The sequence below is a fragment of the Kitasatospora sp. Root107 genome (assembly GCF_001424875.1).
In the GTDB taxonomy this organism is placed as follows: domain Bacteria; phylum Actinomycetota; class Actinomycetes; order Streptomycetales; family Streptomycetaceae; genus Kitasatospora.
This window is the reverse complement of record NZ_LMCT01000026.1, coordinates 40,959-64,787: the sequence shown is the minus strand read 5'-3', so window position 1 is coordinate 64,787 and position 23,829 is coordinate 40,959. Positions and strand designations below refer to the sequence as shown.

Below are 23,829 nucleotides of genomic sequence, written 5' to 3'. Positions count from 1 at the left end.
GGTCAGTTGTCCCGGACTGTTGACTCGGAGTCCAACAGCCGGGATTCTCGTCACACCGTGAACGCGGATCCCGACTGAGTGGTGATCATGACTAGACACGCGCACAGCAGGCACAGACTCCTCGCGGTTCTCTCGCTGCTCCTCGCCCTGGTGGCGATGGCGCTGGTCCCGATGCCCGGGGCGGCGGCCCAGACCGACTGGTGGACGCCGACCGCCCGTCCGACACCCGACTCCGGGATCAACGTGACGGGCGCGCCCTTCCAGGGGACGGACGCCAACGGACAGGTCCGGGGATTCGTCGACGCGCACGACCACCTGATGTCCAACGAGGCGTTCGGCGGCCGGCTGATCTGCGGCAAGCCGTTCTCCCAACTCGGCGTCGCCGACGCGCTGAAGGACTGTCCCGAGCACTACCCCGACGGCTCACTGGCGGTGTTCGACTACATCACCAAGGGCGGCGACGGCCGGCACGACCCGGACGGCTGGCCGACCTTCAAGGACTGGCCCGCGCACGACTCGATGACCCACCAGCAGAACTACTACGCCTGGGTCGAGCGCGCCTGGCGCGGCGGCGAGCGGGTGCTGGTCAACGACCTGGTCACCAACGGCGTGATCTGCTCGGTGTACTTCTTCAAGGACCGCAGCTGCGACGAGATGACCTCGATCCGGCTGCAGGCACAGAAGACGTACGAGATGCAGGCGTACATCGACACCATGTACGGCGGCCCGGGCAAGGGCTGGTTCCGGATCGTCACCGACACCGCGCAGGCCCGGCAGGTGGTCCAGCAGGGCAAGTTGGCGGTGGTGCTCGGGGTCGAGACCTCCGAGCCGTTCGGCTGCAAGCAGATCCTGGACGTCGGGCAGTGCAGCAAGGCGGACATCGACCGGGGCCTGGACGAGCTGTACGGGCTCGGGGTGCGGAGCATGTTCCTCTGCCACAAGCTCGACAACGCGCTGTGCGGGGTCCGGTTCGACGAGGGCGCGCTCGGTACGGCGATCAACGTCGGCCAGTTCCTGTCCACCGGCACCTTCTGGCAGACCGAGAAGTGCGCCGGACCGCAGCACGACAACCCGATCGGCCTGGTCCCGGCGCCGACCGCCCAGCAGGAGCTGCCGGCCGGAGTGGCCGTCCCCTCCTACGCGGGCGACGCGCAGTGCAACACCCGTGGCCTGACCGAGCTCGGTGAGTACGCGGTGCGCGGCATGATGAAACGCAAGATGATGCTGGAGCTCGACCACATGAGCGTCAAGGCGGCCGGCCAGGCCTTCGACATCATGGAGTCCCAGTCGTACCCGGGCGCGCTCTCCTCGCACAGCTGGATGGACCTGGACTGGATCGAGCGGGTCTACAAGCTCGGCGGGTTCGTCGCCCAGTACATGAACGGCGCCGAGGCGTTCAGCGCGGAGGCCAAGCGGACCGACGCGCTGCGGGACAAGTACAACGTCGGCTACGGCTACGGCACCGACATGAACGGCGTCGGCGGCTGGCCAGGCCCGCGCGGGGCCAACACCGCCAACCCGGTGCAGTACCCGTTCCGCAGCGCCGACGGCGGCTCGGTGATCGACCGTCAGACGGCCGGTCAGCGCACCTGGGACATCAACACCGACGGCGCCGCGCACTACGGCCTGGTGCCGGACTGGATCGAGGACATCAGGCTGGTCGGCGGCCAGGGCGTGGTGGACGACCTGTTCAAGGGCGCCGAGTCCTACCTGCGCACCTGGGGCGCCGCCGAGCAGCACCGGGCCGGGGTGAACCTGGCCGCCGGCTCGGCCGCCTCGGCCAGCTCGGCCGAGTGGAACCCGTTCACCAGCTACGCGCCCGGCCGGGCCGTGGACGGTGACGCGGGCAGCCGCTGGGCCAGTGACTGGAGCGACGACCAGTGGCTGCAGATCGACCTGGGCTCCGAGCACCTGGTCAAGCGCGTCACGCTGGCCTGGGAGCGGGCGTACGGGAAGGCGTACCGGATCGAGGTCTCCACCGACGGCGCCACCTGGAAGTCCGTCTGGTCCACCACCACTGGTGACGGCGGTCTGGACACCGCGCAGTTCGCCGGGGTGCCGGCCCGTCAGATCCGGGTGCACGGGGTGCAGCGCGGCACCCAGTGGGGCTACTCCCTGCACGAGGTCGGCGTCTACAGCACGTGACAGCCGCCGTTGGTGCGGCCGGACCGGTACCCTCCGGTCCGGCTGCACCTTTCCCAGTACGGAGGGAGCACCACCCATGGCACGGATGCCGTCCGCCGACCGGCGTCGGCAGCTCACCGAGGCCGCGATCCGGGCGATGACCCGGGACGGCGTGGCCCGGACCACGACCCGCTCGATCGCCGCCGAGGCGGGTCTGTCGCTGAGTGTCTTCCACTACTGCTTCGACTCCAAGCAGGCACTGCTGGAGTCCGTCATCACGACCATCACCGAGCACTCGGTCACCATGGTGCGGGACGCGATCCGGCCGCAGGCCACCCTGCGGGAGACCGTCCGGGCCGGATTCCGGGCCTACTGGGAGCACGTGGCGGCCAACCCGGCCGAGCACATGCTGACCTACGAGCTCACCCAGTACGCGCTGCGCCAGCCCGGGTTCGAGCACCTGGCCCGGCGGCAGTACGAGCTGTACACCGAGACCTACCGCGAGCTGATCGAGGAGCTCGGGAAGCGTACCGGCGCCGAACTCCTGGTCCCGGTCGGGGTGTTGGCGAGCTACCTGGCCGCCATGACGGACGGACTGACCGTCAACTACCTGGTGCTCGGGGACAAGGGCGCGGCGGCGGAGGTGCTCGATCTGGTCACTGACCACGTCGCCGGGCTGGTCCGGACGCCTCAGCCGGGCAGTGAGGGGAAGTAGGCGTCGATCCAGCGGTCCAGCTCGCTGAAGACCTGGGCCCGGGCGGTCTCCCCGGACAGCACCAGGTCGTGCATGCCGCCGTCGATCCGAACGGTGGTGACGTGGCGGCCGAGCCGGGGGGCGAGCGCGGCGATGTCGTCCGCGCGCAGCACCGCGTCGGTGCGCAGCAGCGCCGGGTCCCACTTGCCGGTGACGGTGGAGGCGGTCGACGCCATCAGCAGCGCGGGGCAGTCCACCTGCAGACCCTGCCGGACCTGGCGGTGGCCGCGCTGGATCGCGGCCAGCCAGCCGGCGTACAGCGGGAAGCCCTCGGCGGGCTTGAGCGCGAGGTCGAAGTCCCAGCTGCCGCGGTGGTCGCGGTGCAGGCTGTGCACGTAGTGCGGGTTGAGCGGCGCGGGCAGCTTGCGCAGCGCGGCGAACCGGCCGAGCGCCTCGATGGCGGGCGCGCCGAGGGTACGCAGTGCGGGGGCGGTGGGCATGGCGAGGAACGGGCTGTTGAGGAAGAGGCCGTCGACCAGGTTCCGTTCGGCCCGCCGGGAGGCCCAGAGGGCGGCGACCAGGCCGCCGGTGGAGTGGCCGTTCACCAGCAGCCGGGTGTGGCCGTCCTGTTCGCGGATGATCCGGACCGCCGCGTCCAGCTCCTCGTCGTAGGCGGTCAGGTCGCGGACGAAGTTCGGGGACTGATGGGGCCTCAGCGAGCGGCCGTACTTACGCAGGTCCAGCGCGTAGAAGGAGAAGCCGGCCGCGACGAAGTGGTCGGCCAGGTTGGTCTGGAAGAAGTAGTCCGTGTAGCCGTGCAGGTAGAGCACGGCCCGGTGGGAGCCCGGGACCAGCCGCCGGACCAGGGTCGCGCTGACCGGGCCCTCCTCGTCGGGCGTCAGCGGCAGCTCGGCCGCCTCGTACGGCGCACCCAGGATGTCTTCTCGGAACTCCACTGCCGCACCCAATCTCTGCTCCGGCCTGCCGTGACAGGACCAACGATCCGCGGGCACCGTCCGCGAGCACCGACTCTACCGGCCGGTAGCGTGGGGCGGGCCGACCGACCTCCCGACCGGCTTATGCTGCGGTCATGCCGACTGACACCCTGACCCGAGGAACCGTATGAGCCCCGAGGACCGGCTGCCGGTCGAGCGGGCGGTCGGGCTCGGCACGGCGAAGCTGATGCCCGATCTGGACTGCGACGGCGGCTGGCTGCTGACCCTGGACGGCACCCCGCAGTCGTACGTCGACCTCGACGATCCGACCCACCTGGACGTCGCCGCCCCCGCCGGGCAGCCGCTGGACGTGCTGCACCTGGGCGGCGGGGCGCTCACGCTGCCGCGCTACCTGGCCGCCACCCGGCCCGGCTCCGGGCAGCGGGTGGTCGAAGTGGACGGGCCGCTGGTCGAGCTGATCGCCGATCAGCTGCCGTGGCCGGACGGCATCGCGGTGCAGGTCGGCGACGCCCGGGAGGCGCTGGCCTCCGCTGCCCCCGGTTCGGTGGACGCGGTGGTCGCCGACGTCTTCCACGGCTCCCGTACGCCTTCTCGGCTCACCTCGGTGGAGTTCCTCCGACTTGCGGCCGCCGCCCTGCGCCCGGGCGGGTGCTACGCCGCCAACCTGGCGGACGGCCCGCCGCTCGCCTTCGCGAAGGCCCAGGCCGCCACGGTCCGGGCGGTCTTCCCGTACGTCTGTCTGGCCGCCGAACCCTCGGTGCTGCGGGGCCGCCGTTACGGCAACGTCCTGCTGGTCGGCTCCGACCGGCCGCTCCCGGTGGCGGAACTGACCCGCCGTCTGGCCGCCGACGTCTTCCCGGCCCGGCTCTGCGACGAGGCCGAACTCACCCGCCTGGTCGGCCGCACCGCTCCGGTCACCGACGCGACCGCCACCGACTCGCCGCCACCGCCGGAGGGTGCGTTCAGCATCGGTTAGGGAGGTACTGTCGCCGCCAGGCGATCAGCTTCCACGTTCCGAGCACCGACATCCTGGAGCGCCGTTACATGAGGATCCACCTGGCCAGTGTCTTCGTCGACGACCAGAGCAAGGCCCTGCACTTCTACACCGAGGTGCTGGGCTTCGTGAAGAAGCACGACGTCCCGCTCGGCGGGGAGGACCGGTGGCTGACCGTCGTCTCGCCGGAGGACCCCGAGGGGACCGAACTGCTGCTGGAGCCCTCAGACCACCGGGCTGTCGGGCCCTACAAGAGGGCACTGGTCGAGGACGGCATCCCGGCCACCTCCTTCGCCGTGGACGACGTACCGGCGGAGTTCAGGCGGCTGCGCGAGCTCGGGGTGCACTTCACCCAGGAGCCACGGGAGATGGGCCCGGTCACGACCGCCGTCCTGGACGACACCTGCGGCAACCTGATCCAGCTCGTGCACAGCAAGTAGGGACCCGGCGCGGTCGCTCGATCGAGTGGCTGTGCTTGGGATGAGCGGTGGCCCTGGTGGAGAATCGGGCGGGAGCGGAGGAGGCACGCCCATGAGTACGGCAGCTCACGTCCCAGGGGACTACAGCGTCAGCGACCCGGAGCGCGCGTTGAAGTACGCGATCCAGCACGTTGCGGGGGACCGCGCCGAGATCATCGAGGGAGTCATCACCCCGATGTCGCTCTCCTGGGCGCACGAGAGCGCGGCGGACCTGGTGCGCCGTCAGATTACGGCGCGACTGCAGGCGATCAACCTGGTGGCGGGGTCGGGAAACCTCGATCTTCCGGGGTCCGAGAACTGGTACATCCCGGATCTGGCGGTGGTGCCGGTGGAGCTCGCGAAGACCGAGGGCGCGCTGCTGCCGGACCAGACGCTCCTGGTGGTGGAGGTGACGTCGCCGTCGAACGGGGAGACGGACCGGACGGTCAAGCGGCGCAGGTACGGGCAGTACGGGGCTCCGGTGTACCTGCTGGTGGACCGTCAACTGCGTGAGTGCACGCTGTTCACCGAGCCCGGGCGCTTGGGCTACGAGAGCGTGGACGGCCCGCACCCGTTCGGGACGCCGGTGCGACTGCCCGCACCGTTCGACGTGGAGATCGACACCGCCGGGATGTGACCTCGGCGGCCGCGCGTGGCCTGCAGGTCGATGGTCGATCAGGTGCCGGGTTCGCTGAACTGACGCACCATGTGGTCGTCCTGGAACCAGTGGTTCAACAGCACGTGTACCGGGTCCGGGCTCGCGGCCTGGTCCCCGCGACCCCAGCCCCAGCCGCCGCCTTGGGCGGGCGGCGTGCCGCCGGTCAGCGCGGCCAGCCGGATCAGTGCCGTCTCGGTGGCGGCAGCGTCCGGAGGGGCAAGGGCCCACATGAGCACCTGCGGGTCCTCGGCGGCTGCCAGGACGGGGGAGAGCGCGCAGCCGGCTGCGTACCAGAGCGTGTTCCCGCGGCGGCGTGCGTCCTTGAACTGCTCGGTCCACGTCCGCTCGTTGCTCGTTCGCCTCGCCAGGTTGCCCGATTTGCCGATGTACAGCACCGGCTGCTCGGCCACCCCCGCATCGACCCAGACGTAGATGCCCGATCCGGTCACCCGGTCCGGGCTCTGCGGCCCGATCGCCGCTCGCACCATGTCGATGTTCATCTCAGAGTGCCGGGACGCAGGTTCGGTCGCCGAGATCGCCGAGTGCGAGCGAGGCCTCGGACGTCGTGCCGTCGTGGCTCAGCGAAACCACGATGCTGCCCTTCGTGTAGTCCGTGAACCACACGGCGTACAGCGTCCGGACCCCACCTGCGACGGTGCCGACCCGGCGGACTTCCAAGGGTGTACCGCCACAGGTCGCGGAGGTCACCTCCTGGTGGTCGGCGCCGAAGAGGCGTACCCAGCCGTCGGTGAAGAAGGTGTCGATCTGTTGAACTCCTCCGGGCGATGCGACAGGCGGATCCAGCGGATGGACGGCGCAGGCCCGTTCTGTCACTACGGCCGCGGTGACCTTGGCCGAGCACAGCCGTTGGTCACGGGTCTCCCAGACGTACGCGGCGCTGCCCGCCCACGCTTGGACCAGCAGCAGCCCCTGTGGGCCGGGAGTTTCGGCTCCGACAGCTCCCGACGCGATCAGGGTGGTACGGGTCCGGTCGATCACCTCGGTCAGATCCTGAGGCACGGGAGAGGACGCCGCGACCGAGGAAGGGGCGGGGGAGACGGTCGGCACCGTGGCGCTCCCATCGTCGCTCGAGCAGCCTGCCGAGGCCGTGACCAGCAGTATCGCCGCCCCGACGGCAGGGCCAAGTCTGTGTCGCATGCGTGTTCCTCCCCCGCGGCGGGCCCTGGGACTGGCCGCGCTCAGGAGAATTACAGCAGTCGGCCTGAGCAGCCGGCCCGCCGCCCGCAGGCTCGGCACTCACATCCGCCGACTCACAGGGACGAAACGCCGTTGTCCGCTCGGCGGGCGAGCAGGTAGCCGCGGCGGGTTTCGGCCTCCTGGGGGTAGTTGGTGCGCTCCAGGCGGGCTTCGACGGTGAAGCCGGTGGTGGTGAGGAGGTCCTCGACGGTCCTGAGGTCGAGGAAGTGGAAGTCGACCTCGACCTGGTGGCCCCACCACTCGGTCAGGTGCCTGACCTCGGTGCCGAGGTGGAAGGCGAGCAGCAGCAGGCCGCCCGGGCGGAGGGTGCGGCGGATCTCGGTGAAGGCAGGCCGCAGTTCGGCCGGCTCCAGGTGGATGACCGAGTAGAGCGCGACCGCTGCGCCGAACTCGCCGTCCGCCGCCGGGAGATGGAGCAGGTCGCCCTCGCGGAACTCCACCTCAGGGTGGTCGCGGCGGGCGATCGCCACCATCGCGGGGGAGAGGTCGATGCCGACCGGGCGGGAGCCGAGCGCGGCCAGCCAGCCCGCGACATGGCCGGGCCCGCAGCCGAGGTCGGCGACCGGGGTGCCGGGTTCGGTCTGCTCCAGCAGGGCGGTGAGCAGGGCCCGGTCGAGCGGCTTGTGGGCCAGCTCGTCGCCGATCCGGGTCCGGTACTCCTCGGCCACCGTGTCGTAGCTCTGCCGGACCCGGGTGTGGTGAGGGAGATCTGTCATCGGCTCAGGATGGCAAACGGCCGTTGCGCCTCGGCGCCCGGGGTTATGAACTGCTAGAGATTGAGGGCGTTTTGGTGGACACAGGTGTCCGTGAGTCTGTTTTCGATCACGGCTTGTTGGGTGGATGGGTCGACTGTCGGTGGCATGTGTGAGGGTGGTGGCACCGACTGGGAGGGGAAGGGCGTGACTGGGCCGAAGAGGAAGCTGCGGCGGATCGACGTGCCGTTCGTTTCTCTTGGCCCGTCGGGTGTGACGGTCCGCGACAGGCTCAAGGATCTGACTCCCGAGGATGAGAAGGTGTTGCGGCTGGTCGGCGCGCATATGGGGGCTCTGGCGTCGAAGGACCTGAAGGCGCGCTGCGCGGACGGCCTGGACCACAACAACGGGACGTGGGCCGCGCGCAAGCGTGACCTGACGGTGCGGTCGTCGTCGCGGTGGGCGGGGAGTGTCACCAAGGCCACGCACGACCAGTGGGCGCTGTCGCGCCGCGGCCAGGCCGCGCACCTGGACTCGTTGGATGCGGGCATCCGGATGCTGCGGCACCGCCTGTCGCTGCCGGTCGGGCAGAAGGGCACCAGGCGGTCCCCGGGCGGTTACCGCTCCAGGCACGAGTGGTTCGTCAAGTCCCGTCGGCTCGCGGCACTGGAGGAACGGCGCGCTCAGGTCGCCGCCGACCGTGAGAACGGTGCCGTGCATGTGGTGCGCGGCGGACGGAAGTTGCTCAACAGCCGCCACAACTTGGCCNGTGGTTCGTCAAGTCCCGTCGGCTCGCGGCACCGGAGGAACGGCGCGCTCAGGTCGCCGCCGACCGTGAGAACGGTGCCGTGCATGTGGTGCGCGGCGGACGGAAGTTGCTCAACAGCCGCCACAACTTGGCCGCCGCGAACCTGACCGAAGCCGGGTGGCGCCAGCGCTGGGAGGCGTCCCGTTGGTTCGTGTCCGCTGATGGGGAGTCGGGCAAGCGCTTTGGCAACGAGACGATCCGGGTCACGCCGGACGGCGAGGTGAGCATCAGGCTGCCCGCCCCGCTGGCGGAGTACGCCAACGCCAGGAGCGGCCGGTACGTCCTCGCCGCGAAGGTGTCGTTCCCGCACCGGGGCACCGAGTGGGCCGACCGGATCGAGGGCAACCGGGCGGTCGCCTACCGCATCCACCTGGACGTGTCCCGCGGCCGCTGGTACCTCGACGCCTCCTGGACCCGGCCCGTTGTCCAGACCATGCCGCTGGCCACCGCCCGCGCCCAGGGCATGGTCGGCGTGGACACCAACGCCGACCACTTCGCCGCCTGGCAGTTGGACGTCCACGGCAACCCCGTCGGCAACCCGCGCCGCTTCTCCTACGACCTGACCGGGTCGGCCGATCACCGCGACGCGCAGATCCGACACGCCATCACCCGCCTCCTCCACTGGGCCAAGCGCCACAGCGTCCACGCCATCGGCTTGGAGAACCTCGACTTCACCGCCGAGACCACCCGCGAGAAGCACGGCCGCAAGAAGCGCTTCCGGCAGCTGATCTCCGGCATGCCGACCGGAAAGCTCAAGGCCCGGCTCGTCTCGATGGCCGCCGAGAGCGGTCTGGCGATCGTCGCGGTCGACCCGGCCTACACGAGCATGTGGGGCGCGCAGCACTGGCAGAAGCCGCTCGCCACGCCGCGACGTAAGACCACCCGACACGATGCGGCGAGCATCGCTATCGGACGACGCGCCCTCGGACACCCGATCCGGCGACGGACGACACCGCCCCACCACGACCAGAGCGATCGTCGTGGGCATCGGACCGTCCAGGCCGCACCAGGTGGCCGAGGGCGCGAGGAAACCCGCCGCCCCGTCACGGACCGCAGCCACGAGCCGCGCGCCCGAACGGGGCCAACGAGAACGCGGGCGACCAGCGCACCCAAAACCGTTCGGGCTGCGCGCAGTGCCAAGACGTGGGTCCAAGACTCACTCCTGCCCACTGACTAGGAACGGTCCGACGCGGTGTCAGAATGCGGTGGGGGCCAGCTCGGTGAAGGGACCTGGTGTGGAGGAGCTGTCGGCGATTCCCGAGACGGCGCTGTGGACGCTCTACCACCGGGCGGCGGAGGCCAGGCGGCCCGGGACGCCGTACCCCGACCCGAAGGCGGTGGAGCTGGTCGAGCGGCTGGACTACCCGTTCACCGAGCGGTTCGGCAGCGGGCAGGGCTTCGCGAGCCGGTTGCAGGGCGCGCGCTGCGGCCTGTTCGACCAGGAGGTGGCGGACTTCCTGTTGCGCTGCCCGCGCGGCACCGTGGTCTCGCTCGGCGACGGCCTGGAGACCCAGTACTGGCGGGTGGACAACGGCCGGGCCCGCTGGCTGACCGTCGATCTGCCGGAGGCCGTCGCGCTGCGCGAACGGCTGCTGCCGCCCGAGCCGCGCCAGCGCCTGCTGGCCTGCTCGGCGACCGATCCGGCCTGGCTGGACGAGGTGGACCCGGCGCTCGGCGTGCTGATCGTCGCGCAGGGTCTGCTGATGTACCTTCAGCCCGCCGAGGTGCGCGAGCTGTTCACCCGCTGCGGCGAGAGGTTCCCGGGCGGAACGCTGCTCTTCGATGTCGTACCGCGCTGGTTCAGCAGCATGACCAAGTCCGGCCGGGCCGCCCGGCGCGGTTACCAGGTGCCGCCGATGCCCTGGGGTGTCCGCTCGCACGAGCTGCTGCGGGACGCCCGGACCGTGCCGCTGACGGCCCGGCACGGGTGGCTGTTCCGGGTGCTGGCGCTGGATCTGCCGGACCAGCGGGCCAGGATCGTCGGCACGGTCGGCCTGGCGGAGGCACTGCGGCGGGGCTGAGAGGAGTGAGGACGATCCGATGGATCCGCGTCACCACCGGTCCAGCATGAGCTGGGCGTCCTCGGCACTGTCCCAGAACGGGCGGCCGACGACCTCGGCGAGCGCTCGTGCCAGGGCCGGGCTGTAGACGCCCTTCACCCGCGGGTTCTCCAGGAAGTCCCGGCGCATCACGACCGCGATGTAGCGGTTGAAGCGGCCGCGGTGACGCCCCACCACGTACAGCCGGTCGTGCCAGTCCCAGTGCGGGGGTACCACCCACACCTTGGCGCCCGGGGTGAAGTGCTTCGTCCCACGGCGGACTTCCAGCCCGTCGTGGCCTTGCACGGTCACCTGGACGATGTTGGCCGTGATGCCGATCCCCAGAAGTGCCGGGTCGGGTTCCGCTGTCAGTTCCTCGGTCATCCGGACATGATGGCCCGGAACCAAGGAGCGGGGTGGGTCGTCGTCCCTGCGGAAGGGAAGCGACGTGATGGGGGCGGAATGCTGGACGTGCTGCTGGAGGTCCTGGCCATCGTGCTGGTACCGGGGGGCGGGGGAGGCAAGCGCAAGGCCCGAAAGCTGAGCCGGGCGTTCGAGGCGGGGGAGACGGTGACGTTCGAGGGGTGCGTTGTCGGCAGTCCCCCGTACTGCCGCCCGGTGCCCGGCTACCTGACCGCTTCCCGGACCACACTGGCCAGTTCGCCCACCGAGGCGCCCGGGCTGAACGGCCGGCCGATCCCGCTGCCGCAGGTGGAACTCGTCCGCGTCCGCGACCGGGAAGGCACCGATCCGGCCGTCGTCCGCCGCTGGTCGAAGGTGGCCGAATGCCGGGACGGCGAGGACACCGTGCTCTTCGCCTGCGCCCCCGAGTACCTGCCGCTGCTCACCGCTGCCCTGGGGTCTGTCCGAGGAGTCCCGACCCCGTCCGCAGGGCGAAAGACCCTCTGACTTTCGGGCCCGATCGTCGAACTGTCAGGCCAGGGCGCCCAGTTCGTGGGTGTAGAGCCAGGAGGTGGACCGGCCGTAGAAGTGCCGGAACACCAGCGGCATCACCAGGTCGTTGACCCGGCGTCCGACCGGGCCCGCCGTCTTGGCGTCCCGGTTGGCGGCCGCGGCCTTGAGCATCCGGCCGATCCGGTCCCGGCGGAGCTGCTCGTACTCGGCGAGTGAGCCGCCCCGGCTCAGCACCTGGGCCAGTACCACCGCGTCCTCCAGGGCCATCGAGGCGCCCTGGCCCGCGCCGACCGGGTGGGCGGCGTCGCCGACCAGGACGGTCCGGCGGCCGTGCCAGGCCGGTACGGCGGGCAGGGTGTGCATCAGGGTCGGGCGGTGCACCTCGGTGCTCGCCCGGAGCAGCGCGAGCGGCAGCTCCTCCTGCCGGTACAGCGCGGCAAGCCGGTCGGGCCACTCGGCGAGCGGGACGGTGGCCAGGTCCGGCGGTTCCGGGGTGGCGACCTGGGCCGACCACCAGGTCGAGCCGTCGGGGGCGGGGATGTGGACGAAGGCGCCGTTGCGGCCGAACGTCATGTTGAAGCAGGACGGGTCGCTCGGCACACCCTCGGACCGGCCGGAGACGCTGTACAGCCCCGCGTACGCCGGGCTCGGCGCGGCTGGATCGAGCAGCGCGCGGGTGGCCGACCACAGTCCGTCCGCCCCGACCAGCAGGTCGGCCTCGGCGGCGGAGCCGTCGGCGAACCCGGCCCGTACGCCGTCCTCGTGCGTGGTCACCTCGGTCAGGCGTTGCCCGGTGACGATGGTGACCCCGGCCCGTTCGGCCTCGGTGCGCAGGGCCTCGACCAGCTGACCCCGCATCAGGGTGACGCTCAGCAGGTCGTCCTCGGCGAGCCGGCCGCGCGGCATCGCGCCGAGCAGCCGGCCGGAGGCGGACCACATCCGCTGCTCGGCCACCGCGAAGCCGCGCCGCTGCACCTCGGGCAGGCAGCCGAGGGCTTCCAGGGCGCGCAGCCCGTTGGAGGCCAGGCTGAGGAACGAACCGACCGGTCCTGCCGGGTCCGGGTATGCCTCGTGGACGGTGACCTCGGCCCCGGTCCGGCGCAGCGCGATGGCGCTCGCCGCTCCGGCCACGCCGCCGCCGATGACGGTGATCCGCATGAAAGCCTCCTGAATCATGATTCGGTGAATCTCTATTCGGTGAAACCGGGCTCAGTATGCTGAGGCCCGGAGCACGGCGTCAAGAGGACAGGGAGTGACCCCGGTGGGAGTGCGCAAGGAGCGGGCGGCGGAGACCGAGGCGGCTCTCAAGGAGGCGGCCCGGCGGCTGTTCGTGGAGAACGGCTACCTGAACACCAAGATCACCGACATCACCCGGGCCGCCGGGCGGGCCACCGGCTCGTTCTACGACCACTTCGCGAGCAAGGACGAGCTGCTCGAGGCCCTGCTGCGGGAGATGGGCGACCAGGCCGACCGGGCGATCGCCGCCGACGGGCACGACCGGGAGCACGACCTCTCCGACCAGGACCAGCTGCGCGAGCACCTGGCCGTCTCCTGGCAGGTGTTCCGCGACCACCTGCCGGTGGTGATCGCGCTGACCCAGTCGACGATGGCCGAGCCGCCCGGCTCCGGCCGCGCCTGGGCCTCCCTGGCCGCCGAGACCGCGGTGTTCCGCGACCACCTGGAGTACATGCGCGAGCAGGGCCACCGCCTGCCGGGGGAGCCGGAGTTGGTGGCTGCCGCGATGGGCGGCATGCTCTCGATGTTCGGCTACGCGGTGCTGACGGCGGGTGAGCACGGCCCGGGCGCGACCGACCGGGAGATCGTCGACACCCTGACCGCCCTGCTGCATCGCGGCCTGGCCGGTGGCGGGAACTGACCGGGGCTCCGGGACGTGACTGTTACCGGGCGGGTGGGGCGACCGGGTTAGGCTTCCTTGGACTCTTCCGCGCCACGGCTCCACTGTGCCGCCGCGACGTTCCACGACTCTGCCGACTCTCGACCCTTGCCGGCTCTCGCCGACCGAGTGTCCTGCCCCGGAGGTATCCGACCTTGCACATCGACGTATGGCTGGAGAGCGTGCCGCCGAACGCGGTGTACGCGCTCGTTGGCGTGATCATCCTGCTGGAGAGCCTGGGCATCCCGCTGCCCGGCGAGATCGCGCTGGTGACGGCCTCGGTGCTGGCCGCCAGCGGTGTGGTCAACCCCTGGCTGGTGGCGGCGTGTGCGATCGCCGGGGCGATCATCGGTGACTCGATCGGCTATTCGATCGGGCGCAAGGGCGGCAAGCCGCTGTTCGAGAAACTCGGTCGGAAGTTCCCCAAGCACTTCGGCCCCGACCATCTGGCCACCGCCGAGCGCGCGTTCCAGAAGTGGGGCATGTGGGCGGTCTTCTTCGGCCGGTTCATCGCGCTGCTGCGGATCTTCGCCGGACCGCTCGCGGGCTCGCTGAAGATGCCGTACTGGAAGTTCCTGATCGCCAACGTGCTCGGCGGCGTCATCTGGGCAGGTGGCACCACCTGGCTGATCTACACCGTGGGCAAGGCCGCCGAGCAGTGGCTGAAGAGCTTCTCCTGGGTCGGCCTGATCCTGGCCGCGGTGTTCGGCGCCGGGTCCGCCTGGGTGCTCAAGCGGCGGGCCGCCAAGCACCGGGCCGAGCACCCGGAGACGTCGGGCGGGCAGCCCGCCGCCGAGGTCGTCGCCGAGACCGAGGTCAAGCCCGTTCCGGCCCCGGCGGCTGACTGAGAGTCAGCTGACGGAGTGACCGGCCGCCGGTGATCCCCACAGGGGGGTCACCGGCGGTTTCGCGTTCCGGCCACCGTGGTCCTGAGGGTCAGTCGGAGTCGTCGGGGCGGGCGGCCAGGACGCGGGTCACCAACTCGGTGAGCGTCGCCCGTTCTTCGGTGTCGAGGACGGCGAACCACTGCTGCTCGCGCCGGGTCTGCTCGGCGAACGCCTCTCGGACGGCGGCCTCGCCCTGCGCGGTCAGGGCGACGGCGACGGCGCGGCGGTCGTCGGGGAGCGGACGGCGTTCGACCAGGCCGTCCCGTTCCAGGGTGTTGACGGCGTTGGTGACGGCGGACCTCGACATCGCCGAGAGCTCGGCGAGCCTGGCCGGCTGGGTCGGGCCCAGCAGCCAGAGCTTGAACATCAGCCGGAAGCCGGGGAGCGTCCAGCCGCGCGGGCGGTGGATCTGGCTCTCCAGGTCGGCGACCACCAGGTAGGACAGGTGCAGCAGGTGGTAGGCGAGCGAGAAGGCCTCCGGGTCGGCCGGTGGGGGCATCGCTGCCAGCCGGTCGCGGGCGAAGGCGGCGTATCGGAGATCGGGTCGGTCTGACTGCTCTGGTCGGTCTGGTCGGTCCACGGGACAGAGTCTTGCGCATGGCGGCGCAGTAGGAGATTGTTACGGCCATAACAATCTCACCAGGGAGAGTCCTGTGCAGATCACCATCGCAGGCGCGGGCATCGGCGGACTCGCCACCGCACTCAGCCTGCACGCGGCCGGGTTCGCGGACGTCGTCGTACACGAGGCAGCCGAGGAGATCCGTCCGCTCGGCGTCGGAATCAACCTCCTCCCGCACGCGGTAAGGGAGTTGACCGAACTGGGCCTGGCCGACCGGCTGGCCGCGATCGCCGTCCCCACCGCCGAGCTGGCCTACTTCAACCGGTACGGGCAGGCGATCTGGTCCGAACCACGCGGACTCGACGCCGGCTACCGGTGGCCGCAGTACTCGGTGCACCGGGGCAGGCTGCAGCTGCTCCTGCTGGACGCCGTCCGGGAGCGGCTCGGCACGGACGCCGTCCGGACCGGGAGCCGGATCACCGGCCTGAGCCACGACTCCGACCTGCTGGTCGGCGCCGACGGCATCCACTCGGCCGTCCGGGCCGCGCTCTTCCCCGGCGAGGGGGCGCCGCCGTGGAACGGGCTGGTGCTGTGGCGCGGAACGACGTACGGCAAGCCGTTCCTGACCGGCCGCTCCATGATCATGGCGGGGGACGGCTCGCAGAAGTTCGTCGCCTACCCGATCGGTGACGGGCGGCAGATCAACTGGATCGCCGAGCGGCCGCTGGACGGTGAGCCGCCGGAGCGCGGGAACTGGAACCGCCCCGCCGACCTGGCCGCCATCGTCGAGCACTTCGCCGACTGGCAGTTCGACTGGCTGGACGTGCCGGGGATCATCACCGGTGCCGAGGCCGCCTACGAGTACCCGATGGTGGACCGCGAGCCCCTCCCGTACTGGACCAGGGACGACGTCGTCCTGCTCGGCGACGCCGCCCACGCGATGTACCCGATCGGCTCCAACGGCGCCTCCCAGGCGATCATCGACGCCCGGGTGCTCGCCCACTCGCTCGCCACCACCGGCTCCGCCGCCGCGTACGAGGAGATCCGCCGCCCCGCCACCACCGCGCTCCAACTCGCCAACCGGCAGCAGGGACCCGAGGTGGTCATGCGGCTCGCCCACGAACGGGCCCCCGACGGCTTCCACGACATCGAGCAGGTCGTCCCGCTCGCGGAGCGCACCGAGATCGCCGCCTCGTACAAGCGGATCGCGGGCTTCGACCCCGCCCTGCTCAACGAGCGCGCGTCCTGGAGCGTGCGGTGAACCTGGAGAGCCTGGCCACCTTCGAGGTGCGGCTGGACCCGATCCTCGACCTCGGCGACTCGCACTGGGGCCGCCGCCGGGTGATCAACATCATCGGCGGCGCCTTCGAGGGACCGCGCCTGGCCGGAGAGATCCTGCCCGGCGGCGCGGACTGGCAGGTGCTGCACCCCGACGGCATGGCCAGCATCGACACCCGGTACACGCTGCGCACCCACGACGGCGCGCACCTCTACCTCGCCACCAGCGGCGTACGCCACGGCCCGCCCGAGGTGCTCCGGCGGCTGGCCGCCGGGGCGGAGGTGGACCCGGCCGAGTACTACTTCAGGCTGTTCTGCCGCTTCGAGACGGGCGACGAGCGCTACCGGTGGCTCAACCACACCCTCGCCGTCGCCTCGGCCACCCGTACCGGGGACGCCGTCCGCTACACGGCGTTCACGCTCACGTAGCGGTCCTGCCTGCGTAGAGGCCTGGCCCGGCCGTTGAAGAGCAAGTTATAGGGTGTGGTCGATCACCGAAGCGACGGACACGACGGACACGGAGGATCGCATGGGCCAGGAGCAGTGGACGACGGTCGACGAGTACTTCAGTGAGCAGCTGATCGGCGACGACCAGGTGCTGACGGCCGCGCTGGCGGCTGCCGACCAGGCGGGCCTGCCGCAGATCGCGGTCGCGCCGAACCAGGGCAAGCTGCTGCACCTGCTGGCGAAGACGGCGGGGGCGAAGCGGATCCTGGAGATCGGCACGCTCGGCGGGTACAGCACGATCTGGCTCGGGCGGGCGCTCCCGGCGGACGGGCAGCTGATCACGCTGGAGATCGACGCCCGGCACGCCGAGGTGGCCCGGCAGAACCTCGAACTGGCCGGACTCGGCAAGCAGACCGAGGTCCGGCTCGGCCGGGCCGCCGACACGCTGGCGGCGCTCGCCGCCGACGGGGTCGAGCCGTTCGACTTCTACTTCATCGACGCCGACAAGGTGAGCAACCCGGACTACGTGGCCTGGGCGATCGAGCACTCGCACCCGGGCACCCTGATCGTGGTGGACAACGTGGTGCGTGGCGGTGCGGTGGCCGACGCCGACAGCACCGACCCGAGCGTGCTGGGCACCCGTCGGCTGCACGACGAACTGGCGGCCTCGGACCGGGTGTCGGCGACCTCGGTCCAGACGGTCGGGACCAAGGGGTACGACGGTTTCACCCTGATCCGGGTGGAGCGGTAGAGCGGTAGTCGGCGGCAGGTTTTCAGCAGTTCTTCGAGGGAGTACGGAATGCGGATAGGACTGCTGGGCACCGGCCCCTGGGCGCAGCGGGTGCACGCACCGGCGCTGGCCGCGCACCCGGAGGCGGAGTTCGCCGGGGTGTGGGGCCGCAGGCCCGAGGCGGCGGCGGAGCTGGCGGCCGAGTACGGCGTGCCCGCGTTCGCCGACGTCGATCGGCTGCTGGCCGAGGTGGACGCGGTGTCGATCGCGCTGCCGCCGGCCGTGCAGGCCGAGTACGCGGTGCGGGCGGCCGAGGTGGGCAAGCACCTGCTGCTGGACAAGCCGGTGGCGCTGACGGTCGATCAGGCGCGCGGGGTGGTGGAGGCGGCGGAGCGGGCGAAGGTCGCCTCGGTGGTGTTCTTCACCCTCCGCTTCGGCGCGGAGCAGGCCGCCTGGCTGGCCGAACAGGCTTCGCGGGGCGGGTGGTTCACCGCCCGCGCCGAGTGGTTCGGCTCGGTCTTCGCACCGGACAGCGGCAGCCCGTACGCGGACTCCCCCTGGCGGCGGGAGAAGGGCGCACTGTGGGACGTCGGCCCGCACGCGCTGTCGATGCTGCTGCCGGTGCTCGGTGACGCCACCGAGGTCAGCGCGGTGGCCGGGCCGCTGGACACCGTGCACCTGGTGCTGCGGCACGTCGGCGGCGCGTCCAGCACCCTGACGCTGAGTCTGACCACCCCGGTGTCCGCGGCTGTGGAGGGAGTGGTGGTCGAACTGCGCGGCGAGGCCGGGCGGTTGGTGATGCCGGACCGGAACGAGAGCCCGCAGACGGCGTACGCCCGGGCGGTCTCGGCCCTGCTCGCCTCGGCGGCGGACGGGACGGCGCATCCGTGCGACGCGGCCTTCGGGCTGCGGGTGGTCGAGCTGCTGGCGGAGGCGGAGCGCTCGCTGCGGTGACGCTCACCCGGCCGGCTCGAGCGGGAGTTGGTGAGGGGAGGGCGAAACCGTGCGGCCCGATCCCTCGTCCACTACGACGATCGGCTGCTTGGGCCGGTCGACTGATTCAGGGGGAACCGTGGGGACAACGCCTGGTCGGCTCGAGACCATTCAGCCCGGTGGAGGGTCGACGGACGGGTCCGCGGTGGACCCCGTCGCCCCCGCCGACCGTGCGGTCTCGCGGCGGCGGGTGCTGCGGCTCGGGGCCGGCGTCGTGGGTGGTGGCGCTCTGCTCGGGGCCGCGGCCGGTGGCGGGATGCTCGCCGGGTGGCTGCCCGGCGGGGTGAAGCTGAAGAGGGCGCTGGGTCTGACCGGGACGGACGGCACGGTGCCGGACGTGGCACCCGGGGTGGTACGGGTCGAGCAGGTCCGTTCGGCGGCGCGGAGCCGGGAGGTCACGATGGTGACCATGCTGCCGCCCGGCAGCGCGGCGAACACGAAGCTGCCGGTCTGCGTGCTGTTGCACGGGCGCGGGAACGACGCGCGGGGCATGGTGACGCTGGGAGTGCCGCAGTTCCTGGCGGCCGCGGTCGAGTCCGGCGTGCCGCCGTTCGCCGTCGTCGCGGTGGACGGCGGAGACGCCACGTACTGGCACCAGCGCTCGCCCGGCGACGACCCTCAGGTGATGCTGCGCGAGGAGCTCCCCGGCTGGCTGCACGCCCGCGAACTGCCCACGCCGCGCGCGGTCATGGGGATCTCCATGGGCGGCGCGGGCGCCCTGCAGTACGCCCTCGGGCGCACCCAGAGCGGCCGCAACCTGGACGCCGTGGCGCTGCTCAGCCCGGCCGTCTTCCGCACCTGGGCGGACGCCCGCACCACGGGTGGGTACGCCGACGAGGCGGACTGGCAGGCCCACGAACCGACGCTCCGCCTCGACCGGCTGCGGGTCGGCGCCCTCGGCGTGTGGTGCGGCCAGGAGGACCCGTTCTGCCCGGCCGCCCGCGAGGTCGCGCGGCAGGCGCGAGCGCGAGCGGCGCACTTCCCGGACGGGGAGCACACGGACGGCTTCTGGCGGMGGGTGATGCCCGACGCGCTGTCGCTGCTGGGGCACACGCTCGGCAGCACGGCCGCGGCGGGCGGCGGGCAGGTCGGGGCCGGGTAGTGCTCGGCGGTCTCCTGCGCCGCCACAGCCGAACCCTCCGGCGCCGGGGTCGGCGCCACGCCACCGACTTCGCTGTACACGCGTGGTGAGCCCGCGCCAGCCGGTCTGCTCGCGACGGGCTCCCCGACCGCAGTGAGCCTGCTCCTCAAACCGGGCGACCACGGCAACGCCTGGCTCGCGGTCGGTCGGCCGGGCGATGGCCGAGGCCGAGGCCGGACGGAGCGGCGATCCGGTGGTTATAGCCTCGCAACGCTCGGGCGGCCCAGCGAATATGCTGTCCGAGCGATGAGGTCGCCCGCACGGTAAAGGACGGGACCCGGGGTGCGGACAGGGTCGTCTGCCTCTTCGCGAGTCCGCCGAAGGGCGGGCCGGGATCCGGTGATGTGCGCTGGTGTGTTGTCAGCCGTGATTGTCAGCCTGGACCTCGCTGTCCAGCGGTGCGGCATGCGTGTTGGCCGACGACCGGGCGGTCCTGGACGACGAACAGCTGCGCGACCTGCTGCAACTGCGCGCCGGGGTGCGGCCGTTCCTTGTGGACGATCAGCCGCATCCCCGGCGGCCGGCCCTTGATGCCGGGACCAGGAGCACGGCGGCGTGGACGGCTTTCATGCACACCCGGCCAAGAGATCACCCGGCCGAGCCGCCGCACTCGAAACCAAGATCGGTATGACAACGGCTTCCTATGCGTTGCCTGCCGGCCGGTCCACTTCAACCTGATGAGACCCCTGCGGTAGGGGCACTCGCCGCGCGGCCCCATGCCGGCGGACCTGCTCCAGCCGCGTCTGGTTGAGGGGGAGAGCGTCGCTGCCAAGCCGAGCTCGCCGCTCCAGTCGGTACGCGACTAGTACGCCGAGTGGTGCATCCGGCCACTTGCGCCAGTCACCGGTCCTTCGGCGGGCGAAGCGCACTTCTGACTCGTCCACCGCTCCGCGGAACGACTTGAGTTTCTCCAGCGCCAACTGCTCCCCACGCCGCAGCGCATGGTGACGAGCGCGCCTCGAGCGCGGGATGTTCCTTCGCGAGCTCTTCTGGTTCTCGCCGTAGTCGTTCCTGCGGTCTTTCAGGTAGCTCAGCCGCTTCTTCTCCTGAGGTGACCTCTGCTTCACGCCACGATGCTCGCATCCGGGGATCGGCTCCCGCACCCGTTTTTGACGCGGCCACCGAACAGTTCCCCCGTACTGCGGTGACCCGTGACAGCGGGACAGGGGACGTGGCCGACGCTACTTTGTCCACCGGCCAAGAGATCACCCATCCGAGCCATCAGACTCGAACCGCCGTTGGCACCGTCGTTGACCTCACTCCCTATCGGGCCGAGGGCTGAACTGAAGCATGTTGGCGGGGAGTCGGATCACGGTCTCGTGGTCTGGCACGTCGGTGGAACGCCCCGGAACGGAACCCACTTCCTGAGCATCCGTCACGTTGGCTTCGTCCGCCGGGTAGGACTGAATCACCGGTCAGACGAGCGCAACGACGAGAGCTGTCCCCTCCCGCTCACACCCCGGTGCGCCCTTGGCCCGCCCGCCCCTCTCGGCTGTCAGGCGGAGCGGAGTGCGGTCGCCCGGGCGTGGAGGAAGCTGTAGCGGGGTGTCAGGGAGTAGGGCCAGCCTGCCGTGGAGGCGTGTCGGCCCATGGCGCGGAACTGGGCTGCGGCCTGGGGGTGATGCTGAATCAGGCTCAGGTGGTGGGCGAGTATGGAGCGGTCCTCGACGATCCTGGGGTGGTCCTGGGCGGTCTTGACCCAGTGTTCCCGGGCCCGGGCGAGGCCGGTCGGGTAGCGGGTCGATCCGGTGGCCTGACCGGCCAGGCGCATTTCCAGGTTGGCGAGTAGGGGCAGCAGGACCAGCGGATGGCCGTCCGGCGCCTGATCCGCAGCGTCGTGGGCGAAGCGGAGCATCTGCTCGTCGGAGCCGTACCACTTGGCGCAGAGGTACTGCAGGGCCTGGTGGTGCCCGGCGCGGTGCAGGGGGTCACGGGTGACCAACGCTTCCCAGCGCTGGTCGAACTCGGCTCGAGGCAGCTGGAGTCCGCGCGCCGTCCTGAGGGCGGTCACGCGGGGGGTGGGGTCGAGCGGCGCCCGTCGGCCGGCCTCCCGGGCGATCCGGTCGGCCTGGCCCAGGATCTCGAAGTACTGCGGCCAGGCGCTCTTGCGGACGTACCGGGCCCGCCCGTTGCCGCGGATGGCCCAGGCGCGTGTCACTTCGGCTTCGGCGAGGACGGCGAGCGGGTCGCCGCTCTGCGTCTCCGCCTCGGCCCACTGCTGCAGTACCGGCTTGCCGACGGCGCGGTTGGCCAGGTAGGACACCCGGTGCTCCTTGAGGGCCCAGTCCTCGCCGGTCGCGAGCAGGAGGTCCCGGGCCGGGTGCCAATCGCCGCGCCTGGCGAGGGCGTCGCCGGCTTGTCGGAGGTCGAGATCCCCGTAGGCCCGGTCGAACGAGACGGTCGGAAGGAGGCCGAGTGAGAGCCGGTTGAGCGTGGTCATCGGCGAACGGTATCGGTCGGTGGTCCGGGCCTGATCGCCGGGGAGGTCAGCGCCTCCGCGAGGGTGAGGTTCGGTGCTGCCCGGGGGCTTCGCGAGGGAGCTCCTGGGCACCGCGGCTGACGGCGGGTCAGCCCTTGGCGAGGGCTTGGAGGCGGTCGTAGGCCCAGAGACCTGCCTCGGCCGGTAGACCTCGGCCAGCCGCTGCCGGACCGTGAGGTCCGCAGGGTACGAGGACACCAGGCCGTGCATACCAGAGTTTCATGCGGCGAGCGTGTTCCTACGGGAGGCCGCTGTCCACGTCGCGGGGCAAAGCCCAGAGCGGCGGGGCGATGTGGCCGCCGCAGGTCGGTGCAGGTCAGGGTTTCCCTCTAAGGATGGTGCGCCCTTGTCATTTCGTCGGTTGGACGTGATGTTCGGGCTGTCGGCGCGGTAGGAGCCCGCAGGAGGTCTCGCCAGTCGGCGGGCCAGTTGGCCAGTGCGAGGATGCCCATGATGACGAGGTGGGTCGGCGCGGCCCAACTTTCCACCGTCGGGTCGTGGTTGACGATGTGAGTGGTGGCCGCGCCGGTGAGCACGAACATCAGCGTCATGGCACCCAGGAAGCGTGTTCGCCCCTTGGGGATCACCAGCAGGACGGCGGCGGCACCTTCCAGAGCACCGACCACGAAGCGCATCCAGGACGGGTATCCCCACTCGACGAACTTCGCGGAGTACGCCGAGCTGAACATCGTGTCGCCTGGCCAGTACTTGGTCACGGCGCCCAGCGCGAACTCGAAGGCCAGGAACCAGTACAGACCGGTCATGACGCGTTTCGACATAGTTGTCCCTTCGGGGGAGTTGGGCAGGACGATGCCTCCGCACGGCGATTGCATTGCCGCCGGAGTCTTGCTTTCGAGGGTCAGCCCCGCAGGGTGGCGATGGCCTTCTCGATACGGCGCCGGCGCGTCTCGGGCTTCTTCGCGCTCTCAACGGCGCGTACATGCTCGCGCTTGTGGCTGTACGCAAGGTTGTCGTACGCGGCGCGGGCGACCGGTTCGTCGTCCAGGGCCTGGGCGAAGTCCGGGGGCTCGACGACGATGCGCGGCTGGGTGTCGAGCTCCACCTCGACCTCGACCTCTTCGCCGATCGCAACGTCCGCGGCCTGCCGGTTGGCGTTGCTGAGGCCGAGCAGGTGACGGCCGCGCAGGAGGGCGACCCGGCTCTGCCAGGAATGCCCGTTGAGCGTGATCGTCACCGGAGGCCGCGCGCCCCCGCCGAGTGCTGCGACCACCTCGGGCGGAACCTCCAGGCCCCGCATGGGTTCGGGGGGCTCGACGTGGGCCCGAAACTTCATGATCTTCTCCTGTTGTTCTGCTGGTTCACCGTGGATCCCGCTCGCCCGGCTCCGATCACCGCTCCCGCTTCCCGCAACCGGGTGTGAGGCAGGAGATTTGCGGCTACTCCGCGTAGGGCTGGTCGGTTCCTTGGGCGCTGTAGCCGAGACTCCAGATGTGGCCGTCCGGGTCGGCGAAGGTGCCGCCGTACCCGCCCCACGGCAGAGCACCAGCGGGCTTGAGGATCGTGGCGCCGGCCTTCTGGGCCTCCGCCATGATCTCCGCGACCCGTGCCTCACTGCGGACGACGTAGGTCAGAACCAGTCCGCTGAAGCCGCTGCCTTCCGGGTCCGTGCCCACCTGGTCGGCCAGGCCGTCGCGGCTGTAGAAGCCGACCGGCGAGGCGCCGTCCGATTCGAAGAACACCGAGATGCCGTAGTCGTTCGTGATCTTCCAGCCGAGCCCCTCGGTGTAGAACCGCTTGGCCCGGTCCATGTCCCGGACACCGAGGAGGATCGAGCTGACGTGCGCCTTCATGTCTTACTCCTTGCACTGTGGATGTATGCGTGTTCGCCGCTCAATCGGTACGGC

Annotated in this window: 26 protein-coding genes and 2 pseudogenes; 17 read left to right on the top strand and 11 right to left on the bottom strand. The window is 71.1% G+C overall.

Annotated features, from left to right (window positions below):
• Window positions 1-156 precede the first annotated feature (156 nt).
• Window positions 157-2,145 carry a discoidin domain-containing protein gene (locus tag ASC99_RS22565; protein WP_369824260.1) on the top strand — a complete coding sequence of 663 codons (1,989 nt, stop codon included), beginning with the start codon at window positions 157-159 and terminating at the stop codon, window positions 2,143-2,145.
• A 76-nt stretch (window positions 2,146-2,221) separates the two neighbouring features.
• Complete coding sequence (locus ASC99_RS22560) at window positions 2,222-2,839, top strand: TetR/AcrR family transcriptional regulator (RefSeq protein WP_057234917.1); 618 nt, start codon at window positions 2,222-2,224, stop codon at window positions 2,837-2,839.
• On the opposite strand, the gene ASC99_RS22555 is transcribed toward ASC99_RS22560, so the two are convergent.
• The gene (locus tag ASC99_RS22555; RefSeq protein WP_235502704.1) at window positions 2,815-3,774 is read right to left on the bottom strand and encodes an alpha/beta hydrolase; all 960 of its coding nucleotides are present in this window, start codon (window positions 3,772-3,774) and stop codon (window positions 2,815-2,817) included. The two genes, ASC99_RS22560 and ASC99_RS22555, sit on opposite strands and share 25 nt — an antisense overlap.
• A 166-nt stretch (window positions 3,775-3,940) precedes the next feature.
• Between ASC99_RS22555 and ASC99_RS22550 the strand changes: the two genes are divergently transcribed.
• From ASC99_RS22550 to ASC99_RS22540, 3 genes are all read left to right on the top strand, one after another.
• Window positions 3,941-4,750, top strand: coding sequence for a spermidine synthase (locus ASC99_RS22550; protein ID WP_057234912.1), 810 nt, complete (start codon window positions 3,941-3,943; stop codon window positions 4,748-4,750).
• Between the two features lie 68 nt (window positions 4,751-4,818).
• The gene (locus ASC99_RS22545; RefSeq protein WP_057234910.1) at window positions 4,819-5,208 is read left to right on the top strand and encodes a VOC family protein; all 390 of its coding nucleotides are present in this window, start codon (window positions 4,819-4,821) and stop codon (window positions 5,206-5,208) included.
• Between the two features lie 91 nt (window positions 5,209-5,299).
• Window positions 5,300-5,863, top strand: a complete 564-nt coding sequence (locus tag ASC99_RS22540; protein ID WP_057234908.1) for a Uma2 family endonuclease — start codon at window positions 5,300-5,302, stop codon at window positions 5,861-5,863.
• A gap of 38 nt (window positions 5,864-5,901) precedes the next feature.
• On the opposite strand, the gene ASC99_RS22535 is transcribed toward ASC99_RS22540, so the two are convergent.
• The 3 genes from ASC99_RS22535 to ASC99_RS22525 all read right to left on the bottom strand — a co-directional run bounded on the left by ASC99_RS22535 (window position 5,902) and on the right by ASC99_RS22525 (window position 7,818).
• Window positions 5,902-6,384: a hypothetical protein gene (locus ASC99_RS22535; protein WP_057234906.1), complete on the bottom strand. Its 483-nt coding sequence runs from the start codon at window positions 6,382-6,384 to the stop codon at window positions 5,902-5,904.
• Window position 6,385: 1 nt separating this feature from the next.
• Window positions 6,386-7,042 (bottom strand): hypothetical protein, encoded by a 657-nt coding sequence (locus tag ASC99_RS22530; protein ID WP_157531689.1) that lies wholly within the window; start codon window positions 7,040-7,042, stop codon window positions 6,386-6,388.
• A 113-nt stretch (window positions 7,043-7,155) separates the two neighbouring features.
• The gene (locus tag ASC99_RS22525; RefSeq protein ID WP_057234903.1) at window positions 7,156-7,818 is read right to left on the bottom strand and encodes a class I SAM-dependent methyltransferase; all 663 of its coding nucleotides are present in this window, start codon (window positions 7,816-7,818) and stop codon (window positions 7,156-7,158) included.
• Between the two features lie 144 nt (window positions 7,819-7,962).
• Between ASC99_RS22525 and ASC99_RS42175 the strand changes: the two are divergent.
• The 3 genes and pseudogenes from ASC99_RS42175 to ASC99_RS22510 form a co-directional block, all read left to right on the top strand.
• Window positions 7,963-8,562 (top strand): annotated as a pseudogene (locus tag ASC99_RS42175) (IS200/IS605 family accessory protein TnpB-related protein); the annotation flags it as partial.
• Between the two features lies 1 nt (window position 8,563).
• On the top strand, window positions 8,564-9,779 hold a 1,216-nt coding region (locus tag ASC99_RS22515; protein WP_157531696.1), incomplete at its 5' end, for a transposase.
• A gap of 58 nt (window positions 9,780-9,837) precedes the next feature.
• The gene (locus ASC99_RS22510; RefSeq protein ID WP_057234901.1) at window positions 9,838-10,623 is read left to right on the top strand and encodes a class I SAM-dependent methyltransferase; all 786 of its coding nucleotides are present in this window, start codon (window positions 9,838-9,840) and stop codon (window positions 10,621-10,623) included.
• A 30-nt stretch (window positions 10,624-10,653) separates the two neighbouring features.
• Here the strand turns inward: ASC99_RS22510 and ASC99_RS22505 are convergent, their stop codons facing one another.
• Window positions 10,654-11,025, bottom strand: a complete 372-nt coding sequence (locus ASC99_RS22505; RefSeq protein ID WP_057234899.1) for a hypothetical protein — start codon at window positions 11,023-11,025, stop codon at window positions 10,654-10,656.
• Between the two features lie 78 nt (window positions 11,026-11,103).
• Here ASC99_RS22505 and ASC99_RS22500 point away from each other — a divergent pair, with 78 nt between their 5' ends.
• Window positions 11,104-11,550, top strand: a complete 447-nt coding sequence (locus ASC99_RS22500; RefSeq protein ID WP_057234897.1) for a hypothetical protein — start codon at window positions 11,104-11,106, stop codon at window positions 11,548-11,550.
• Window positions 11,551-11,574: 24 nt separating this feature from the next.
• Here the strand turns inward: ASC99_RS22500 and ASC99_RS22495 are convergent, their stop codons facing one another.
• Window positions 11,575-12,714 (bottom strand): FAD-dependent monooxygenase, encoded by a 1,140-nt coding sequence (locus ASC99_RS22495; RefSeq protein ID WP_057234895.1) that lies wholly within the window; start codon window positions 12,712-12,714, stop codon window positions 11,575-11,577.
• Window positions 12,715-12,817: 103 nt separating this feature from the next.
• On the opposite strand from ASC99_RS22495, the gene ASC99_RS22490 reads away from it, so the two are divergent.
• Together ASC99_RS22490 and ASC99_RS22485 are read left to right on the top strand one after the other, a co-directional pair.
• Window positions 12,818-13,432, top strand: a complete 615-nt coding sequence (locus tag ASC99_RS22490) for a TetR/AcrR family transcriptional regulator (protein WP_057235155.1) — start codon at window positions 12,818-12,820, stop codon at window positions 13,430-13,432.
• 173 nt (window positions 13,433-13,605) lie between these two features.
• Window positions 13,606-14,298 (top strand): DedA family protein, encoded by a 693-nt coding sequence (locus ASC99_RS22485; RefSeq protein ID WP_057234893.1) that lies wholly within the window; start codon window positions 13,606-13,608, stop codon window positions 14,296-14,298.
• Between the two features lie 88 nt (window positions 14,299-14,386).
• Here the strand turns inward: ASC99_RS22485 and ASC99_RS22480 are convergent, their stop codons facing one another.
• The gene (locus ASC99_RS22480; RefSeq protein ID WP_057234891.1) at window positions 14,387-14,836 is read right to left on the bottom strand and encodes a MarR family winged helix-turn-helix transcriptional regulator; all 450 of its coding nucleotides are present in this window, start codon (window positions 14,834-14,836) and stop codon (window positions 14,387-14,389) included.
• Between the two features lie 154 nt (window positions 14,837-14,990).
• Here ASC99_RS22480 and ASC99_RS22475 point away from each other — a divergent pair, with 154 nt between their 5' ends.
• From ASC99_RS22475 to ASC99_RS40915, 6 genes and pseudogenes are all read left to right on the top strand, one after another.
• Complete coding sequence (locus ASC99_RS22475) at window positions 14,991-16,157, top strand: flavin-dependent oxidoreductase (protein WP_057234889.1); 1,167 nt, start codon at window positions 14,991-14,993, stop codon at window positions 16,155-16,157.
• A complete protein-coding gene (locus ASC99_RS22470; protein WP_235502702.1) occupies window positions 16,154-16,603 on the top strand; it encodes a DUF3237 domain-containing protein in 450 nt (149 codons plus the stop codon). Before ASC99_RS22475 ends, ASC99_RS22470 begins: the two co-directional genes overlap by 4 nt.
• 100 nt (window positions 16,604-16,703) lie before the next feature.
• Window positions 16,704-17,372 (top strand): O-methyltransferase, encoded by a 669-nt coding sequence (locus ASC99_RS22465; RefSeq protein ID WP_057234883.1) that lies wholly within the window; start codon window positions 16,704-16,706, stop codon window positions 17,370-17,372.
• 48 nt (window positions 17,373-17,420) lie between these two features.
• Window positions 17,421-18,305: a Gfo/Idh/MocA family protein gene (locus ASC99_RS22460; protein ID WP_057234880.1), complete on the top strand. Its 885-nt coding sequence runs from the start codon at window positions 17,421-17,423 to the stop codon at window positions 18,303-18,305.
• Between the two features lie 184 nt (window positions 18,306-18,489).
• Entirely contained in the window at window positions 18,490-19,446 is a 957-nt protein-coding gene (locus tag ASC99_RS22455; RefSeq protein WP_057234878.1) for an alpha/beta hydrolase family protein, read from the top strand.
• A gap of 99 nt (window positions 19,447-19,545) precedes the next feature.
• Window positions 19,546-19,693: pseudogene (locus ASC99_RS40915) on the top strand (transcriptional regulator); the annotation flags it as partial.
• Between the two features lie 1,287 nt (window positions 19,694-20,980).
• On the opposite strand, the gene ASC99_RS22450 reads toward ASC99_RS40915, so the two are convergent.
• From ASC99_RS22450 to ASC99_RS22435, 4 genes are all read right to left on the bottom strand, one after another.
• Window positions 20,981-21,925 (bottom strand): hypothetical protein, encoded by a 945-nt coding sequence (locus ASC99_RS22450; RefSeq protein ID WP_057234876.1) that lies wholly within the window; start codon window positions 21,923-21,925, stop codon window positions 20,981-20,983.
• Window positions 21,926-22,293: 368 nt separating this feature from the next.
• Entirely contained in the window at window positions 22,294-22,743 is a 450-nt protein-coding gene (locus ASC99_RS22445) for a DoxX family protein (protein WP_201009280.1), read from the bottom strand.
• Window positions 22,744-22,823: 80 nt separating this feature from the next.
• Window positions 22,824-23,258, bottom strand: a complete 435-nt coding sequence (locus ASC99_RS22440; RefSeq protein WP_057234872.1) for a YdeI/OmpD-associated family protein — start codon at window positions 23,256-23,258, stop codon at window positions 22,824-22,826.
• 103 nt (window positions 23,259-23,361) lie between these two features.
• Window positions 23,362-23,775: a VOC family protein gene (locus ASC99_RS22435; RefSeq protein ID WP_057234871.1), complete on the bottom strand. Its 414-nt coding sequence runs from the start codon at window positions 23,773-23,775 to the stop codon at window positions 23,362-23,364.
• Window positions 23,776-23,829 lie beyond the last annotated feature (54 nt).

What these genes read in the sequence shown, in the direction of transcription:
- ASC99_RS22565 (WP_369824260.1), top strand. Translation starts at nt 157, where the DNA reads ATGGCGCTGGTCCCGATGCCCGGGGCGGCGGCCCAGACCGACTGGTGG.
- ASC99_RS22560 (WP_057234917.1), top strand. Translation starts at nt 2,222, where the DNA reads ATGGCACGGATGCCGTCCGCCGACCGGCGTCGGCAGCTCACCGAGGCC.
- ASC99_RS22550 (WP_057234912.1), top strand. Translation starts at nt 3,941, where the DNA reads ATGAGCCCCGAGGACCGGCTGCCGGTCGAGCGGGCGGTCGGGCTCGGC.
- ASC99_RS22545 (WP_057234910.1), top strand. Translation starts at nt 4,819, where the DNA reads ATGAGGATCCACCTGGCCAGTGTCTTCGTCGACGACCAGAGCAAGGCC.
- ASC99_RS22540 (WP_057234908.1), top strand. Translation starts at nt 5,300, where the DNA reads ATGAGTACGGCAGCTCACGTCCCAGGGGACTACAGCGTCAGCGACCCG.
- ASC99_RS22535 (WP_057234906.1), bottom strand. Translation starts at nt 6,384, where the DNA reads ATGAACATCGACATGGTGCGAGCGGCGATCGGGCCGCAGAGCCCGGAC.
- ASC99_RS22530 (WP_157531689.1), bottom strand. Translation starts at nt 7,042, where the DNA reads ATGCGACACAGACTTGGCCCTGCCGTCGGGGCGGCGATACTGCTGGTC.
- ASC99_RS22525 (WP_057234903.1), bottom strand. Translation starts at nt 7,818, where the DNA reads ATGACAGATCTCCCTCACCACACCCGGGTCCGGCAGAGCTACGACACG.
- ASC99_RS22505 (WP_057234899.1), bottom strand. Translation starts at nt 11,025, where the DNA reads ATGACCGAGGAACTGACAGCGGAACCCGACCCGGCACTTCTGGGGATC.
- ASC99_RS22500 (WP_057234897.1), top strand. Translation starts at nt 11,104, where the DNA reads ATGCTGGACGTGCTGCTGGAGGTCCTGGCCATCGTGCTGGTACCGGGG.
- ASC99_RS22495 (WP_057234895.1), bottom strand. Translation starts at nt 12,714, where the DNA reads ATGCGGATCACCGTCATCGGCGGCGGCGTGGCCGGAGCGGCGAGCGCC.
- ASC99_RS22480 (WP_057234891.1), bottom strand. Translation starts at nt 14,836, where the DNA reads ATGCCCCCACCGGCCGACCCGGAGGCCTTCTCGCTCGCCTACCACCTG.
- ASC99_RS22465 (WP_057234883.1), top strand. Translation starts at nt 16,704, where the DNA reads ATGGGCCAGGAGCAGTGGACGACGGTCGACGAGTACTTCAGTGAGCAG.
- ASC99_RS22460 (WP_057234880.1), top strand. Translation starts at nt 17,421, where the DNA reads ATGCGGATAGGACTGCTGGGCACCGGCCCCTGGGCGCAGCGGGTGCAC.
- ASC99_RS22450 (WP_057234876.1), bottom strand. Translation starts at nt 21,925, where the DNA reads ATGACCACGCTCAACCGGCTCTCACTCGGCCTCCTTCCGACCGTCTCG.
- ASC99_RS22445 (WP_201009280.1), bottom strand. Translation starts at nt 22,743, where the DNA reads ATGTCGAAACGCGTCATGACCGGTCTGTACTGGTTCCTGGCCTTCGAG.
- ASC99_RS22440 (WP_057234872.1), bottom strand. Translation starts at nt 23,258, where the DNA reads ATGAAGTTTCGGGCCCACGTCGAGCCCCCCGAACCCATGCGGGGCCTG.
- ASC99_RS22435 (WP_057234871.1), bottom strand. Translation starts at nt 23,775, where the DNA reads ATGAAGGCGCACGTCAGCTCGATCCTCCTCGGTGTCCGGGACATGGAC.